We start from the raw sequence: 16,242 nt of genomic DNA, 5'->3' as shown, positions 1-16,242 counted from the left end.
GGAACCAAATCGCTACTTCAGCCCGAATTCGCCATTGTTCGAGGTGGCCTATATTGATAACAATCAAATACATATCTCAATACATTTATATTCCCACATTACTTACCACGTTGGAGGTGAGTGGCGACCGTTTTCGCAGATCCAGAGCCAGCTGATCTGGTGTCCCCGCTTGCGCGCCCAGTCTCTCGCCAGCTTGAGAACCCTGTTATAGCAGGCATGCGTTCGGCTGGAACAAGACTAACTTCTCCCAATGAACGATAAGGAAGCGGTTAGGTGACATGCCTTCGCAATCATGCTGCTCAAGGCTGTCAAACCAACCCCGCATTGTGCGCGCAGTTGGCTGGGAAATACCGGCAATGGCAATATATTGGATTTCAATTAACATTTCTTGCATCTCAATGGAGCCTTAGGCACAGTAATAATATAGTAGATTTAAAGCAATGGAGCGATAATGGGATTCGGCGTCAAAAGTAATATTCTGAACAAATTATCCGAGTATCGAGATGCCTATATTTCCACTGGATTCTTTAAAGAAATCGCGAAACATTTAACCGAAACAAAACCTGTGGTATTTTATGTAGGGGCAAACACCGGTCAATATTTACGAACTATACATCACAATTTGAATAATCCAGAAGTATTCTGCTTCGAACCCGCAAAGGTTAATTTCGAGAAGTTAACAAGAAACGCGAGTTCGTTTAAACAAACCCACGTCCACCAACTGGGCTTGGGTAAGGAGAAATCGGAACTTTTTGTTATTCCTTCCGATCCGGACGCCATGAAACATCAACAAACAGACACGATGGTTAGATTATCATCTACTGATACAGCAGATTGGGGTGAGAGCGTACAAATTTCGACGGTAGACAATTTCAGCCGAGAGTCGCAAATAAATCACATCTCGATCCTAAAGCTCGATGTAGAAGGGTCTGAAACGGACGTCCTTTTTGGAGCGACATCGTATTTGACTGAATTGAAAATTGACTGCGTTTTTGTCGAATGCTCTTTAAACCCTGACAATAATTGGCATGTGCATCTGGATGAGATTAGAGCGATTTTAGAACCCCTAGGATACAGGATTTTTAAGATTTATGACCAAGTATCCGAGTTTTTTACTAATCAACCCCACCTCCGTAGAGCGGACGTTGCTTTCATATCCCCTAAGATTTATAATCGCTAGGATAGCTAGCGGCATATAACCAACTACATCTTTTAATGCGACACTAGCGAAGCCAACTATGGGATAAAGCTAAATAGCGGGAAAAACTTTGATCCCGTATTTTCCAAATTCTGTTAAACATCCCCATCGCTTCCCCATAATTTTGCCTTCGTCATGCCACCGTCGCAACCCCAATTCACACGCGGCCGTTTTCGACGCTCCCTTAACGTTTTTGCCACCGGTCATCCCTCTTCTTGGAGGCCGAAGCTACGTCAGCGTGAGCAGCCTGAGCAAGGTGGCATCCTTTCAAGGCCCTTGGAGATTCGATATCCTTTGATTTTAAACAGCGCTTTAGCTCCACGGGCTTGCCGGGAATATATGGCCTTAAGGCATCAAGGTACCTTCGACGATAATATATCAGGCCGTCTTTGGAATTTTGCTGGATATATTTAAAACAATTCCCACCGATTGGGTACCTTCCCCTGCACCCTCAGGAAGAGGATATGCTAAGAAAAATCAGTGGCTTGCTGGTCATTTGCGCCCCCTAGAGGGGGGAAATGGTGGACAGGATAGGATTCGAACCTATGTACGCTTACACGGGCAGATTTACAGTCTGCTGCCTTTAACCACTCGGCCACCTGTCCATCAGGTTATCCAAGGCCGCCATCGGCGACAAGAGCGGCTCAATGACGAAGGGATGGCAAACTGTCAATGCCTGCCCTTGCAAATTTGCAGAAAAAAAGGGCTGTCCGCAGGAGGCTTACCGTCTAGAGAGCAATTATGGCACGCAAAAACAAATCAATTAAGAAAACCGGTGGCGGACTCAAATTCTGGGGACGGCACGCGGTAGAAGCAGCGCTCGACAATCCCGACCGGGTGATCAAGAAGATATCGATCACCCGCGAGGCTCTCGCAACGCTGGAAATCCCTGATGATATCGCGGTTGTGATCTGCGATGTCGCCGATCTCGGCCGGGTTATCCCGCGCGACGCGCCGCATCAGGGCATGGTCGCCGACGTCGATCCCCTGCCCGACATCTGGCTGGGCGAAATACTGGACCAACAGACCGACCGTCCTTTGCTGTTGCTCGATCAGGTGACCGATCCGCATAATGTCGGAGCGATCTTGCGGTCTGCTGCTGCCTTTGATGCCGCCGCGATCATCACCCAGGACCGTCATGCCCCGCCCGAATCGGGTGTCGTGGCAAAATCGGCTTCTGGTGCACTGGAAATCGTTCCGTGGATCCGGGTGGTCAACCTGTCCCGCGCGCTCGATGATATCGCCGAAGCCGGCTATTGGCGGATCGGGCTCGATGGCGATGCCGTCGATGAACTCGAGGGCGCGATGGGAACTGGTAAAATCGCTCTGGTGATGGGCGCGGAAGGCGAAGGCCTGCGCCAGAATGTCGCGGCCCATTGCGATACATTGGCGAGACTGCCGATGAGCAGCAAGATGGAGAGCCTGAACGTATCCAATGCGGCCGCCATCGCTTTATATGCGGAGTATACGAGGAAAAAGGGGCAATAAGTCTATGATCCAGTTTGGCAAATTGATCGCAGCTCTATCGATACCATTACTGCTGGTCGGCTGCTTGTTGGTTCCTGGAAAATTTGATTCACAGCTGCGGCTGATGAACGACGGCACCTATGTCTTTACCTACAACGGCCAGATGCAACTGGCCGAAGACGACGGCAACTCGATGTCTCCTCCGTCCGGAGAGAGCAATGATGATTCGCCCGAAGGTGGCGACAAGGACGATGAGCAGAAAAATGCCGCCATGCGCTCGATCTTCGGAGGAGCGGTGCCCGGTGATGACGAGGGTCTGAAGGAATTCGCCGCCCAGCTCGCCAAATATGACGGCTGGAACAAGGTCGAATATGTCGGCGATAATCTGTTTGAAGTCGAATATATGGTCAGCGGAAATTTCGACCAGATGTTCGCGTTCCCGACAATACCGGGCGCAACCATGCAATTCCCCTTCGTCCAGATCATCCGTCGGAGCGGCGGTGAGCTGGAAATCTCAACACCGGCGATGGCGGGACCGGGCGGTCTGGCCGGCGCCATGGGGCCGATGCCGATGGGCGGATCCGGCAAGAACAAGACACAGCCGATCGATGGCAGCTTCACCATCGAGACGAATGGCGAGATATTGAGCAACAACACCGCAGACGGCTATAAAAGCGACGGTGCTGTCAAGAAACTGCAGTGGAAAGTCAATGAAGCGAGCAGTGCCACTGGCAGCCCGCGGGCCATCGTCAAACTGGCACGATAGAGCAGCCGGACACAAAAAGGGAGCGGCAAAGCACTCCCTTTTTGTGTCGGTTGACCGGGAATCAGTCTTCTTCGGCGATCCGGACTTTCAGGCCATCGAGATCGTCGGATACTTCGATCTGGCAGCTGAGCCGCGAAAATTCATCGCGATGATCGCTGCTTTCCAGCAGATCATCTTCATCTTCGCTCATTTCCGGCAATTTCGCTTTCCAGTCGGAATCGATATGGACATGGCAGGTCGCGCAGGAGCAGCAACCGCCGCATAGGGCCAGCAATTCATCAAAGCCATTGTCGCGAATCGCTTCCATGACGCTGATTCCGCTGTCGACGGAAACCGCTTTTTCTTCGCCATCGCGGCCGGTTACGTGAATCGTTGGCATAGTTACCCCTTAGTGACTGTTCATTGAAAATCCCGCACGCTATGTCTGGGCCGTCAAAAAGAATCAAGGGCCGAAACAAGGACCGATATTCAATGGGCCTATCAAAAGAAGTGATCAAAGCCGGACTGGACCATGTCAGCAGCATCGAACCGCGACTGGCAGAAGCCGTCGCCCGGTCCGGTTATCCCGAGCCCCGGATCCGTCCTGAGGGTTATGAGACGTTGCTGCGCACCATCGTCGGCCAGCAGGTCAGCGTGGCATCGGCAGCAGCAGTCTGGAACAAGCTGGAAGCGCGGCTGGGCAATGGTTGCCCGGCCGAAGCGCTGATCGCCACCGAATTTGACGAGCTGCGCGCCTGCGGCCTGTCACGCCAGAAACAGGGCTATGCACGGAGCTTGGCCGAACTGATCCTCTCCGGCGGGCTCGATCTCGACAATCTGCCGCCGGATGATGAAGAAGCGATCGCGCTACTGACGAAGGTCAAAGGCATTGGCCGCTGGTCCGCAGAAATCTATCTGCTGTTCGCGCAGGGCCGCCCGGATATCTGGCCGGCCGGTGATCTTGCGATCCAGATCGGCGTCGGCAATTTTCTGGAGCTACCCGAGCGGCCATCGGAAAAAGATATCCGCGAGCGCGCCGAAGCATGGTCCCCGCACCGCGGTGCCGTGGCGATATTCACCTGGCACCATTATCATGTGATGGTGATGTAGCGACTAGAGATCGATCGGGTGGTTCCACCAAGCGGTATCGGTAAAGGCGCGCATGTCCAGTTCGAAGGTCCAGGCCGAGCGGTGCTGGTGCGCGACATGGAAATAGGTGTCGGCAATCGCGCTTGGCTCCATGATCTCGTCCTTGCCATTGGCCTTGGCTTCTCGCAATTTTGCAAAACGCTCCGGCCCGAGCAGCTTACCCAGCGTATCCGGCGCGTTGACCGCGCTATCGATCAATATATGCGCAACATGGATGTTCTTCGACGCGAATTCCGCGTTGAGCGTCTGGCAGAGCATCCGCCGTCCGCCCATGGCAGCGGCATGGCTATGCTGTCCGGCATTGCCGCGCATCGCGGACGTGGCAGAGGTCACCAGCAGCGCCCCTCCCCCGCGTTCGACCATTTTCGGGAACAGCTTTTGCGCGACCCGGAACACACCCAGAGTGCCCATCCGCCAGCCCAGTTCAAATGTCTTGGGCGGCGTATCCGCCAGCGCCCGGTTACCGATCTGCGCTCCGAGATTATAGACCAGAACCTTGATCGCTCCGATATCCGCTTCGACCTCGTCGATCAGCTTCTCGATCGCGCCCTCGTCCACCGCGTTGAGCAAATGGCCCGAAGCCTTGCCACCGGCAGCTTCGATTTCGGCGACCATCTGGTCGAGACCTTCCTGATCGCTGCGCCGGCACAAGGCGACATGATAGCCGTCTTGCGCGAAGCGTTTGCCGACATGGCCGCCAATGCCGGCGCCTGCTCCGATTATCATGCAAACGTCGGTCATATAATGCGCCTTCTATTTATTTGAGGAACGGATTGAGCTTCATGACTTCTTCCATGAAGGATCGTGGCTTTTTCCAGTTGGCGGTTTTCAAATTGGTCTTGAGATCCAGCGTCTTGATCACATCATTGATGAAATGCACGCAATTGCGCTTGTTGAGACTATAGCTTTTCTGCGGAATAGCCTGCCATTTTTGCACCACGGCCATCAGTTTGCGATATTTCCCGTCGTCAATTTTAACGGTAAAATGCGGGTTGCTGCTGGCGATATAGCTGGCCGACGGTGCTTTTACATGGCCGTTGACCGAGCCGAATAATATGCCGGGCGACACGTTGATTGCGGTAAAGCCAAAGGCGGTGTCGACTTTCTTGCCATCGGACAGTTCGCCCTTTGCGACAAAGAAAGCGTGCGGGAAATTCTTGCCGAAATCGTGCGAGTAGAATGTGACGTTCACGTCCGCCCGCGCCGTGACCGAGAAGGATGCGGCGAAGAACAACGCGACCAGACCGACGATTCTCAACAGATATGTAAAACCAGATTTCACGTTCATTCCTTCAAATTGTCATTCAGCCAGCGTGCGGCCTGTGCTGGCGTTTTCTTATTGCCTTCGCGATCGACCGTATAATTGGCTTCCCGCATATTTTCTACCGTGATCGCACCGGTCAGGGGATTTAGTGCTGCAACAAATTTGTCGTCGCTGGCGCGTTTCGGGGCGAGCAGCAGGATCGCTTCATAGGATGGCACCGCGCCTTTCGGGTCTTCGAGTATGACAAAGCCGTTTGCCGCGATCCGGCCGTCGGAAGAAAAAGCGGAAATCACATCGACTTCACCACTGGCCAGAGCCGGATACATGAAGGTGGGACTGAACGACCGGGCGGTCTTGAACCGGATCGGATAAATGTCCTGGACCATCTGCCATTCGGGTCGTTCGAGAAATTCGACATCGGTGCCGAAATTGAAATCGCTCGACATGCGCGCCAGATCATCGAGCGTTTTGAGCGACTTTTCCCGGGCGTCTTCCGCCCTCACAGCAAAGGCATAAGTATTCTCGAAACCCAGCGCGCCGAGCATCTCGACACCGTGACTGGCGCGGGTCCATTTCGCGATCTCGTTGAGCATCGCCGCCTTCGGCCGGGCATCCGTGCGCTGCATCTGGTTGGTCCAGATCGTTCCCGAATAGTCGACATAAACGTCGATATCGCCCTCCGACAGGGCCTGATAAACCACCGCGGACCCAAGGCCGTCGCGATAACGGACTTCATATCCGGCCGCTTCCAGCCGCGACCCGATCAGCCGCGCGAGTATATATTGTTCCGAGAAATTCTTGGCCCCGACCACCACGACATTGTCGCGTGTCATCAGCAAAGGCAGCGTCGCAACGAGCAGTCCTGCCGCGATAATCGCCGCCCCGGCCCACGCCAATATCCGGCGGCGTTCGCGAATCCCGCGCTCGATCAGACCGAGCAGCAGATCGACCGAAATGGCCAGCGCCGCAGAGAACAGGCATCCCGCCAGCACCAGCGTCCAGTTTTGCGTCTGTAGTCCGGCGAAGATCAGGTCACCGAGACTGGGCTGGCCCACGGTCGTTGAAAGTGTCGCGGCACCGATGGTCCAGACCGCTGCGGTGCGAATCCCGGCCATGATCGTGGGCGCAGCCAATGGTGCTTCCACGTAATATAATTTCTGGGCGCTGGTCATGCCGAGACCGTCCGCCGCCTGCTTGACCGCAGGATCCACCCCGGCCAATCCGGTCACCGCATTGCGCAGGATCGGCAGCAGCGCATAGAGGGTCAATGCCAGAAGTGCGGGCAGGAAACCGAACGCGGATATCCCGCCGCCGACCAGCGCCGACACGCCGAGCAGCAGGGGGTAGAAAAGAGCCAGCAAGGCCAGTCCCGGGATGGTCTGGATCAGACTGGCGACGGTCAATGCGACCGCAGCCACTCTTGGTGAGCGCGCGGCCCAGATAGCCAGCGGCAGGCAAATGATCATCGCCAGCACCAGCGCAGACACGCTGATCTGGACATGGGCGGCGAGCAGTTCCGGCACGCGGGCCAGAGCCTGTTGCCACGCCCCGGTCATGATCTCTTGCTCAATGCGATGATATGTGCGGCCTGGGCGCGGGGAATGGCGACAAGGGCTTCGGCTTCTTCACCGGCATTGCCGGATAACAGCTCGGCGGGCGTGGCATCCGCCTTGATCTGCCCGCCCTCCATCACGAGAATGCGGTCGGCGAGATAGAGCGCCTCGGCCATATCATGGGTGACGATGATGGTGGTCAGGCCCAGCTTGTCGTGCAGCGCCTTATATTGATCGGTCAGATTGTCGCGGGTCACCGGGTCGAGCGCACCGAATGGTTCGTCCATCAGCATCAGGCCGGGCCGCGTCGCCAGCGCGCGAGCCACGCCCACTCTCTGTTGCTGGCCGCCGCTCAGCTGATCGGGCATGCGGGAGGCCATGTCCTGCGGCAATTCGACCAGGTCGAGCAGTTCGGCGACACGGCCGGCGCTGCCATCTTTCTCGCCAGCAAGTTCCAGCCCGATGGCGATATTGCGCGCGATCGTCATATGCGGGAACAGACCGATATTCTGGAAGACATAGCCGATACGACGACGCAGGATATGGGGATCGATCGAGTCGACCGGCTCCTCAGCAATGAAAATCTCGCCGCTGTCCGGTTCGACGAGCCGGTTGATCATTTTCAGCAGGGTCGATTTGCCCGAGCCGGACAAACCGACCAAGGCAACCAGACTGCCCGCCGCAATATCCAGCGATACTCCGTCAACAGCCCTGACCGTAGCGTAATGGCGGCTGACATCTTGCAGACGAATGGAAGGACCGGAGACAGGCATCGGAATATATAGTGACGCGCTTTGTCGTGCATGTCCAACTTCACTTGACGTTCGCGTCAAAAACCGCTGGAATGAACATCAATGTCAATAACGACGCGGGAGTGGATTCATGGGCTATCAAACGGGACAGAAGACAATTTTCATCACTGGCGGCGCGTCCGGTCTGGGCCGCGAAGTCGGGCGCTATTTTGCTGAAAAGGGCTGGTTCGTCGGGATTGCCGATGTCAACGCGGAAGGCATGACCGAAACCGCAGCGCTTCTCCCCGAAGGCCATAGTTCGATCCACCGGCTCGACGTGACCGACCGCGCACAATGGAAACAGGCGGTGGGCGAGTTTGGATCGATTACCGGCGGCAAGATGCATGTCCTGTTCAACAATGCCGGCATTGGTGAAGGTGGAGCGATCCAGGACATGGAAGACGACGCCATCGACCGGATGATCGCGATCAACCTTACCGGCGTGATCAGCGGCACCCGCGCCTGTTTCGAAATGCTCAAGAGCACACAGGACAGCTGCATACTCTACACCGCGTCGGCAGCGGGAATTTACGGCGTTGCCGACCTCAGCGTCTATAGCGCGACCAAATTTGCCGTGCGCGGCCTCGCCGAATCGCATGATATCGAATTCCGCAAATTCGGCATCAAGTCACGGTCGCTGATGCCCGGCTTCATCGACACCAATATCATTTCCAATGTCGTCGAAGGCACCAACCAGAGTGGCAAGGAACGGCTCGAGGAAGCCGGCGTCATGGTTAGCCCGGTTTCGATCATCGGTCCGGCAGCCTGGTCCGCTGTCCACGGCGACAAGGTGCACACGCCGGTCAACAAAATGGCCAAGCAACTGGCCTTTGCCGCGCGCTGGATGCCCGGCCGCGTGCGCAAACAATCGGTCAGCCTGACCAGCGATCTCGGTGAAGTATTGGCCGGAGAAGAGAAATAGGGGCTAGGCGCAACTCTCGATTATTGTCGCCAGATTCACGTCCCGCTCTGACAATCCGCCATTTTCGCCGGCATCGTGAGTGGTCAGCACGATGTCGACCCGGTTGTAGACATTGAACCATTCGGGATGATGATCGGCTTTCTCGGCGTGCAGCGCTACGCGGGTCATGAAGGCAAAGGCTTCCGTGAAGTCGGAGAATTTGAAAGAGCGGCTGATCGCGTCGCGTTCCCCGTCATATTGCCAGTCCGACAGCTTGGCGAGAGCCGCTTTGCGTTCATCCTCAGTCAGTTGCGCCACCATTTTTGTTGCTCCTTGCTTGGCTTTCGCGCCAATCCATGTCTTAAGTCTGTGCGATGAGCAAGGGACAGTCAACCGGAAGCGACAATCGGCTATTGGCCGAGGCGCTAAGCTGCGTGCGCGGCGAGCGGATATTGTTTCGCGGTCTGGATTTTTCGCTTGAGCCGGGACAGGCAGGATTGCTGACCGGCCCCAATGGTGTCGGCAAATCCAGCCTGTTGCGCTTGCTGGCCGGGCTGCTCCAGCCGTCAGCGGGATCTTTTGCAGCGCCGGAGAGAAAAGCGCTGTGCGACGACCGGCTGGCGCTGGACGAGCATCTGCCATTCGAACAGGCACTGCGTTTCTGGGCCAAGCTGGACGGCAAGGGACAGGCAGATGTCACTGCAGCGATGGCGCGCGCGGGTCTCGGCCATCTCGCCGAAGTGCCGGTGCGCTATTTTTCGACCGGACAGAGGCAGAGAGCACGGCTGGCGCGAACCTATCTGACCGGCGCTGGATTATGGCTGCTCGACGAACCGGCCAATGGCCTCGATACGGCTTCGGTCGATCAACTGGGCGTGGCCCTGCAAAGCCATCTCGACACTGGCGGGATCATTCTCGCCGCGAGCCATATCCCTCTGCCGATTGGCTTTGATTTCACTCTGAAGCTCGAGCCATTGGAAGATTTGGAGGCATGTTTGTGATGAACAGCATCGCCACGATCATCTGGCGCGATGTGCGGCAAAGCTACGCCAGCGGCGGGACCTGGCTGCCGGTAATATTTTACCTCTCTGCTGCGACATTGTTCCCTTTTGCGGTGGGACCGGACCGTGCGCTGCTGCTGCAGACCGGCGGCGGAATATTATGGATCGCGGCACTATTGGCGACTTTACTACCGCTGGACCGGCTGATCCAGCCCGATCTGGAAAATGGTGTCTATGACCAGATGATCGTGCGCGGCCTGTCCGACGAGATGATCGCGGCGGCGCGGCTGGTTTCGCACTGGCTTGCCTTCGGTCCGCCGCTGCTGCTTGCAGCCTTTCTGGCGAGTGGCCTGATGGGGCTGGAAGGCGCGGCTCTTGGAACGTTGCTGGCGAGTCTGGCAATCGCGACACCGGCTCTCGCTGGCCTGGCGGTGATGATCGCGGCGCTGACTGCGGGGATGAAAGGAGCGGGCGCGCTTGGCGGACTATTGCTGGTGCCGCTGGCCATCCCGTTGCTCATCTTCGGCGCGGGTAGCCTATCTGCGCAAGGCAGCAGCGCTCTGCTGTTTCTCGCTGCGATTTCGCTATTGCTCGTCGCCATCACACCCTTCGCCGCCGGAGCAGCGTTAAGCGCGGTCAGGGAATAGCGCTATTACGCGCCGAGGCGTTTACCGCCCTTGCCCTTTAACGGACAAATCCGGTTACCCGTTTGTCCCGTTTGCCGGCGAGAAGAAATCCCACTCGCGGACGTAACCGAGGAACTGATCGACATGCTTGTTGAGCTTGGCGGCCTGTTTTTCCAGATCCGTTGCAGAGCCCAGAACCTGGCCGGCCGATTCTCCGGTTGCGCGCGACGTTTCCCTGACCTGCGCAATATTGTTGGAAACTTCTTCGGTCCCCTGCGCGGTGGCATCGATGCTGCGTGCCAGATCCTGTCCGGCCACTGCCTGTTGATCAACGGCAGTCGCGATCGAAACAGCGGTGGTTTCAAGCTTCTGGATTTGCGAACCGATAGCACGGAGCGCATCCACGCTTGCGTTGGTTGATTCCTGCATATTGCCAATCTGGCGAGCGACATCCTGCGTGGCCTTGCTTGTCTGCGAGGCAAGTTCTTTCACCTCGGAGGCGACGACCGCAAACCCGCGCCCGGCTTCCCCGCCGCGAGCGGCTTCGATCGAGGCATTGAGTGCCAGCAAATTGGTGCGGTGAGCAATGCTCTGGATGAGTTCGACAATCTGGCCGACCTGTTCGGCGGAAACCGAAAGTGCTGTCATCGTCGTATCGGCTTCGCCAGCGGCATCGGCCGCTTTGCGTGCAAGCTCAGCGGAGCTGGATGCCTGACGGCTTATCTCGCCGATCGACATGGCAAATTCATCACTGGCGGCGGCAGCGGCGGTTACACCTTTGGAGGCGTCTTCCATTGCCTTTGCGACATTGCCGGTCTGAGCAGAAGACTGTTCGGCAGACGTAGCCATCGATGTTGCGGTTGATTGCAGCTGGACCGAAGCGGCTGCTACGCTGTTGACAACGTCACTGATCGTGCTTTCAAACTTGTCGGCCATGATCCGGATTTTCTTGGTTTGCTCGTCCCGCAAACGGTCCTGCTTCGCTTCGTTTTCCTTTTCCCGTTCATGGGCTTCTTCCCGTTCGCTGCGAACCTTTTGCAGCTGGATGGATGCACGACGGAACACCTCTATTGATCGCGCCATCTCTCCAATTTCGTCTTTGCGTTCGACATAGGGAATTTCCATATCCATCTTGCCCTCGATAACATCCCACAACATGGGCACGAGCTTTTTGATGCTACCGGAGATATCCTTGCTAACGCGAGCAATTGCCACAGCGCCCCAGCCGATGGCCAGGATCATGATCGCGATGAACATCGCTTCTGCACGGTCGGCAATGGCCGAGACAGTCGGCGCGTTAATGCCCTCCTTCACCAAGGCGGCCTGGATCGCGTTCAGCGAGAACCAGCCGATGCCGAGCAATGCGAAACCGAAAAGCGAGTTTACCCCGTGATAGATGTTGAGCTTGGTCCCGACGGAACAATCGAGATATTTGTTCCAAAGAGAATTGGCTCGCCGGCCTGACAGCGACAACAACATATCTTTGGCTTCATTATGAGCCGTACTAAGATCGGGACTTTCCGGCGAAGCGGTTGAAGCTGCGGTCATGATATCTATCCTATCCAATTAGCTTTGTTTGATGGCTTTGCGAATTTTGCAGTTTGAGGTGATTGGTAATTTCTTCGGGCGGCATTGCCTTGAAATAGAGCCAGCCCTGAATATGATCACAGCCAGCTATTCTCACCAGATCTGCCTGTTGTTGGGTTTCAACGCCCTCGGCGGTGACTGACATATTGAGCGCACGCGCGACGCTGATGCTGGAGATCATCATTGCGCGGGAACCTTCATCCTCCCCCGCGTCGACCACCAGCGAACGATCCAGCTTCAATTTTTCAAAGCGGAACATCCGCAGAAAGCCGATAGATGCATAGCCTGTACCGAAATCATCCAGCGCAATATTGACGCCAAAGCCCCGGATCACGTCGAGGGTCCGCTCGGCCAGTATCGGATCCAGCACGAGACAGGTTTCGGTTATTTCCAATTCCAAGCGCTCAGCCGGAAATCCGGTTTCTTCCAGAATCTGTCCCAGCTGAATGGGAAATTCAACATCACGCAATTGCGCGGGAGAAATGTTCACCGAGAGCGTGATATCAGCCCAGGCCAGCGCATCTTTGCATGCCTGGCGCAAAACCTTCAAACCTATCGGGTTTATCAAACCGGACTCTTCAGCGATCGGGATAAAGACATCCGGCCCCACTGGCCGACCGTCCGGGCGCGCCCAGCGCAACAGGGATTCGACCGCGACAATTTTGGATGTCTTGGCGCATACCAGGGGCTGGTAATGCACGTAAAACTCATCATTGGACAAGGCGCGACGCATCTCGCTGTCAATTTTTTGAGCAGCTTCCCGGTTGCGGTCGAATTCGGGTTGATACCAGGTACACCGCATCTTGCCGTTGCGCTTGGATGTGTACATTGCGACATCTGAACGGCGAAGGAGTTCAGAGGAATTTTGCCGGTCTGCACCTTTGCTGGACGAGATGCCGATACTCGCACCGATCACAATACGGCGGTCGTCCACGATGATCGGTTTTTTGAAAAGATCGATAAAACTGCGGGAGATGCCCTCGACTATCGTACCGGCAAGCGAACCTGTCATGGAAATAGCAAATTCATCGCCGCCGAGGCGATAGCAGCGTGCGTCCTGCCCACATAAATCCGAGAGCATGGCCGCACAATTTTTGATCACCTGATCACCAACATTATGACCATATTGATCATTGACCATTTTGAACCCGTCCAGATCGATCAATGCAATGGCCAATTCTGAATCTTTTGTGCCATTGCGTTGAACATCAATGTGCAGCGCGCGGCGGTTCGGTAAAAGGCTTAAGCTGTCGGTCATCCCGAGACTCTCGAGGTGACCGATATGGACAACACCAAGGCGCGCGAAAACCACCGCTGCAATAACAAACGCCAGAACGCCGCCCAGGATCAATGGCGACGTCAACGGGATTGAAATCGCGTCGTTGATCACAAGCATCACAGCCAATGCGCCAAAGATCAACGTAAGTACGATCAGTGGCGTAAAGACCAGACTTTGGGTGCCCCCACCCAATTGCTTAAGGTATTTCCTCACTCCATTATCCTCTTTAAGGGATAGTTAGCAGTGCTTTACATTCTTATACCTAAGGATTGATTAATGTTTTTTTACGTCAATTTACACGAACTGCTAACGTGCGCAAACGGCGCTCTGACTTTCAAAACCGGGCTCAATCGGGCGGTAGAGCCCTATCCCCCCCTTGACCAATTCCAGCTGATCGGTGTGGCCGACAATAGTTTCGCCGGCACCAAGCATGACCCAACCATTGGGATGCAAGACCTCCATCAAACGTGCGAAGGCGCGCTGGCGGGTCTCGGAATCAAAATATAAGAGCACATTCCGGCACAGAATCAGATCGAACGATCCGATAGCAGGCATAGGATCAAGCAGATTATGGACCCTGAACCGCATGAGCGCCCGCAATTCTTCGTTCGCCTCCCAGCCCATCGGCGTTTCATTGAAATGGGCCAGCATTTGCGAAACCGGCAGGCCACGTTGTATCTCGAATTGCGAATAGGTGCTGGCCCGGGCGGTAGCGATGGCACCGTGGGAAATATCTGTGCCGGTGATCTCGATTTTCCAGCCCGCCCAGCGCGCCTTCTGCTCGAGCAACATCATTCCCAGCGACAGTACCTCCTGCCCGGTCGAGCAGCCCGCGCATAAAATCGACAAGGTCTTTTCTTCTTTACGCTCCCTCGCGATTTCCGGCAGCACCTGTTTGGACAGCTGGTCAAACATGGCGCGATCGCGGAAGAAATAGGTTTCGTTGTTCAGCAGTGCTTCCACCACTTGTTGCGACAAGGTTGCATGGGCCGGCTGGTCGAGCAGACAAACAAGCTGATCGACATTGGATATGCCAATTTGCCGGAAAATACCGGATAGTGCGGTACCAATTCGCCAGCTGCGGTCTTCCGTAAGCTGTTGGCCGGTCCGGGCCGCAAGCAAATCAGCAATGATTTTCTGTGATCCTGCGTTCATGCCCATTTGGTAGCCACCCTACTAGATAAAATCCGTACCGCGAGCTCTTCCGGGGAAAGTATGGCCAATGCCAGCCCTGCCTCGGCAACGGCGCGCGGCATGCCCCAAACAGGTGAGGTGTCGCGATCTTGCGCCAGAATCGTGCCCCCCGCATCGACAACGCAACGGGCGCCGAGCACACCGTCCCGCCCCATGCCCGACAATATGATACCGAGAACGGCGCCTTCAAAACATTCCGCCAGCGATTCCAGCATCGGATCAACCGAAGGGCAGCAGCCATTGGGAACTGTATAACGGGCGATACGCACGACGGGTTGTCCGTCCTTCAATTCCACTATCAGATGCCCGTCACCGGGAGCGATCAGAATCTCTCCAGAGATCACGGCCATGCCGTCTGTTGCAATCCGCGCCTTGCGGGAAGCGGCTATTTCCAGCTGGCGGGCGAATACGGGCATGAAACTGCTGGGCAGATGTTGGGAGACCAATATCGGCTGGTCAACAAATTTGGGCAGGTCACCCAGCATCTGGCACATCGAATGGATACCGCCAGTAGATGCGCCAATCGCAATCACCTTTGCCGGCTTTGAGATCTCGTCAATTTTCTTCCGGCTCTTGTCGCCGCGAACGGAACATGTCCGGTTGATTTCGATCGGCGAGCTACCGATAGCGCGAATGCGTGCGGCAAGTTCACTGCGATAATCGGACGTAAACTCGCTTGGCCGCGGCTTGAGAATAGTATCGGCCGCGCCCATCGAAAGAGCCGCCACAGTGGCTTCCGCACCTGCTGCTGTAAGCGACGAAATCACGATGACCCGCGCGCCTCTGGCGCAGGCCAGAATCTCCGGCAATGCAGCCAGGCCACCCATGCCGGGCATTTCCAGATCAAGGAGAATAACGTCAACCTCGATTTGCGACAGTTTTTTGATAGCGTCCTCGGCGCAATTTGCCATCGCCGAAAAGACAAGATCACTGTTTTGCTCGATCATCTTTCGCAACACCGTGCGAGCGATCAGCGAGTCATCCACAATCATGACGCGGATCATTCCGCTCTGATTGCGATTACCATGCCCTTGGCCAGCTTGATTTATATCGGCCCCTGTCATGTTTTGACCTCAGTCAAACCCGACAATTTGAAGCTTTATCTGCAGTGTCTCGTGATCAAAGGGTTTCATGACATATTCATCGGCGCCGGCGTTCATCGCCTCGCGAATGTGGTTGACGTCGCTTTCGGTCGTACAGAAGACAATTTTTGGAATAAGCCCATTTGGCCGGGCGCGCAGTTCCTTGATGAATTCAATGCCCGTCATGACCGGCATGTTCCAGTCCAGCAGGATCAGATCATAGATATTCTCGTCGCACTTTTCGAGACCGACCAGGCCGTTCTCGGCGTCGCTCACCTCGAAGCCGAGCGACTCCAGTATATGTCGCGAGACTTTCCGGATCACGCTGGCATCGTCTACGATCAAGCAGGTTTTACTCATTTCTAATCTCTCATTTGCCGAATCAGGATATCCGTTAAGCCTGAC

Annotated in this window: 18 protein-coding genes and 1 tRNA gene; 7 read left to right on the top strand and 12 right to left on the bottom strand. The window is 55.7% G+C overall.

Annotation, left to right across the window (positions count from 1 at the left end):
* Positions 1 to 451 precede the first annotated feature (451 nt).
* A complete protein-coding gene (locus tag AACZ86_RS15235) occupies positions 452 to 1,180 on the top strand; it encodes an FkbM family methyltransferase (protein ID WP_339694059.1) in 729 nt (242 codons plus the stop codon).
* Positions 1,181 to 1,717: 537 nt separating this feature from the next.
* Here the strand turns inward: AACZ86_RS15235 and AACZ86_RS15230 are convergent.
* Positions 1,718 to 1,803, bottom strand: a tRNA-Tyr gene (locus AACZ86_RS15230).
* A 136-nt stretch (positions 1,804 to 1,939) separates the two neighbouring features.
* Between AACZ86_RS15230 and rlmB the strand changes: the two genes are divergently transcribed.
* Both rlmB and AACZ86_RS15220 read left to right on the top strand, forming a co-directional pair.
* On the top strand, positions 1,940 to 2,686 hold the full coding sequence (gene rlmB / locus AACZ86_RS15225) for a 23S rRNA (guanosine(2251)-2'-O)-methyltransferase RlmB (protein ID WP_339694056.1): 747 nt from the start codon (positions 1,940 to 1,942) through the stop codon (positions 2,684 to 2,686).
* 103 nt (positions 2,687 to 2,789) lie between these two features.
* Positions 2,790 to 3,431 carry a hypothetical protein gene (locus tag AACZ86_RS15220; RefSeq protein WP_339694053.1) on the top strand — a complete coding sequence of 214 codons (642 nt, stop codon included), beginning with the start codon at positions 2,790 to 2,792 and terminating at the stop codon, positions 3,429 to 3,431.
* 61 nt (positions 3,432 to 3,492) lie between these two features.
* Here AACZ86_RS15220 and AACZ86_RS15215 read toward each other — a convergent pair whose 3' ends face one another.
* Complete coding sequence (locus tag AACZ86_RS15215) at positions 3,493 to 3,810, bottom strand: 2Fe-2S iron-sulfur cluster-binding protein (RefSeq protein ID WP_339694050.1); 318 nt, start codon at positions 3,808 to 3,810, stop codon at positions 3,493 to 3,495.
* A 92-nt stretch (positions 3,811 to 3,902) separates the two neighbouring features.
* On the opposite strand from AACZ86_RS15215, the gene AACZ86_RS15210 reads away from it, so the two are divergent.
* On the top strand, positions 3,903 to 4,520 hold the full coding sequence (locus AACZ86_RS15210) for a DNA-3-methyladenine glycosylase 2 family protein (RefSeq protein ID WP_339694047.1): 618 nt from the start codon (positions 3,903 to 3,905) through the stop codon (positions 4,518 to 4,520).
* A gap of 3 nt (positions 4,521 to 4,523) precedes the next feature.
* Here AACZ86_RS15210 and AACZ86_RS15205 read toward each other — a convergent pair whose 3' ends face one another.
* The 4 genes from AACZ86_RS15205 to AACZ86_RS15190 are packed head-to-tail and all read right to left on the bottom strand — an operon-like array spanning position 4,524 to position 8,149.
* On the bottom strand, positions 4,524 to 5,300 hold the full coding sequence (locus tag AACZ86_RS15205) for an SDR family NAD(P)-dependent oxidoreductase (protein WP_339694044.1): 777 nt from the start codon (positions 5,298 to 5,300) through the stop codon (positions 4,524 to 4,526).
* A 16-nt stretch (positions 5,301 to 5,316) separates the two neighbouring features.
* Positions 5,317 to 5,847, bottom strand: coding sequence for a hypothetical protein (locus tag AACZ86_RS15200; protein ID WP_339694041.1), 531 nt, complete (start codon positions 5,845 to 5,847; stop codon positions 5,317 to 5,319).
* A complete protein-coding gene (locus tag AACZ86_RS15195; RefSeq protein ID WP_339694038.1) occupies positions 5,844 to 7,379 on the bottom strand; it encodes an ABC transporter permease/substrate-binding protein in 1,536 nt (511 codons plus the stop codon). The genes AACZ86_RS15200 and AACZ86_RS15195 overlap by 4 nt, the downstream gene beginning before the upstream one ends.
* Positions 7,376 to 8,149 (bottom strand): ABC transporter ATP-binding protein, encoded by a 774-nt coding sequence (locus tag AACZ86_RS15190; RefSeq protein WP_339694035.1) that lies wholly within the window; start codon positions 8,147 to 8,149, stop codon positions 7,376 to 7,378. The genes AACZ86_RS15195 and AACZ86_RS15190 overlap by 4 nt, the downstream gene beginning before the upstream one ends.
* A 109-nt stretch (positions 8,150 to 8,258) precedes the next feature.
* Here AACZ86_RS15190 and AACZ86_RS15185 point away from each other — a divergent pair, with 109 nt between their 5' ends.
* Positions 8,259 to 9,089 carry an SDR family oxidoreductase gene (locus tag AACZ86_RS15185; RefSeq protein WP_339694032.1) on the top strand — a complete coding sequence of 277 codons (831 nt, stop codon included), beginning with the start codon at positions 8,259 to 8,261 and terminating at the stop codon, positions 9,087 to 9,089.
* A gap of 3 nt (positions 9,090 to 9,092) precedes the next feature.
* Here AACZ86_RS15185 and AACZ86_RS15180 read toward each other — a convergent pair whose 3' ends face one another.
* Positions 9,093 to 9,461, bottom strand: coding sequence for a 4a-hydroxytetrahydrobiopterin dehydratase (locus AACZ86_RS15180; RefSeq protein ID WP_339694029.1), 369 nt, complete (start codon positions 9,459 to 9,461; stop codon positions 9,093 to 9,095).
* Here AACZ86_RS15180 and ccmA point away from each other — a divergent pair.
* Both ccmA and AACZ86_RS15170 read left to right on the top strand, forming a co-directional pair.
* Positions 9,443 to 10,069, top strand: a complete 627-nt coding sequence (gene ccmA, locus AACZ86_RS15175) for a heme ABC exporter ATP-binding protein CcmA (protein ID WP_339694026.1) — start codon at positions 9,443 to 9,445, stop codon at positions 10,067 to 10,069. The genes AACZ86_RS15180 and ccmA overlap by 19 nt on opposite strands.
* Positions 10,069 to 10,716 (top strand): heme exporter protein CcmB, encoded by a 648-nt coding sequence (locus AACZ86_RS15170; RefSeq protein ID WP_339694023.1) that lies wholly within the window; start codon positions 10,069 to 10,071, stop codon positions 10,714 to 10,716. The genes ccmA and AACZ86_RS15170 overlap by 1 nt, the downstream gene beginning before the upstream one ends.
* 54 nt (positions 10,717 to 10,770) lie before the next feature.
* Here AACZ86_RS15170 and AACZ86_RS15165 read toward each other — a convergent pair whose 3' ends face one another.
* From AACZ86_RS15165 to AACZ86_RS15145, 5 genes are all read right to left on the bottom strand, one after another.
* Positions 10,771 to 12,243, bottom strand: coding sequence for a methyl-accepting chemotaxis protein (locus tag AACZ86_RS15165; protein ID WP_339694022.1), 1,473 nt, complete (start codon positions 12,241 to 12,243; stop codon positions 10,771 to 10,773).
* 10 nt (positions 12,244 to 12,253) lie between these two features.
* Positions 12,254 to 13,774 (bottom strand): bifunctional diguanylate cyclase/phosphodiesterase, encoded by a 1,521-nt coding sequence (locus AACZ86_RS15160; RefSeq protein ID WP_339694018.1) that lies wholly within the window; start codon positions 13,772 to 13,774, stop codon positions 12,254 to 12,256.
* Positions 13,775 to 13,867: 93 nt separating this feature from the next.
* Positions 13,868 to 14,716 carry a CheR family methyltransferase gene (locus AACZ86_RS15155; RefSeq protein WP_339694015.1) on the bottom strand — a complete coding sequence of 283 codons (849 nt, stop codon included), beginning with the start codon at positions 14,714 to 14,716 and terminating at the stop codon, positions 13,868 to 13,870.
* On the bottom strand, positions 14,713 to 15,759 hold the full coding sequence (gene cheB, locus AACZ86_RS15150; RefSeq protein ID WP_339694013.1) for a chemotaxis-specific protein-glutamate methyltransferase CheB: 1,047 nt from the start codon (positions 15,757 to 15,759) through the stop codon (positions 14,713 to 14,715). Before cheB ends, AACZ86_RS15155 begins: the two co-directional genes overlap by 4 nt.
* A 69-nt stretch (positions 15,760 to 15,828) precedes the next feature.
* Positions 15,829 to 16,197: a response regulator gene (locus AACZ86_RS15145; protein WP_339694010.1), complete on the bottom strand. Its 369-nt coding sequence runs from the start codon at positions 16,195 to 16,197 to the stop codon at positions 15,829 to 15,831.
* Positions 16,198 to 16,242 lie beyond the last annotated feature (45 nt).

The sequence above is a fragment of the uncultured Parasphingorhabdus sp. genome (genome assembly GCF_963975735.1).
Lineage (GTDB): Bacteria > Pseudomonadota > Alphaproteobacteria > Sphingomonadales > Sphingomonadaceae > Parasphingorhabdus.
The sequence above is the reverse complement of the archived record's forward strand: the minus strand, read 5'-3'. Positions and strand labels throughout refer to the sequence as shown.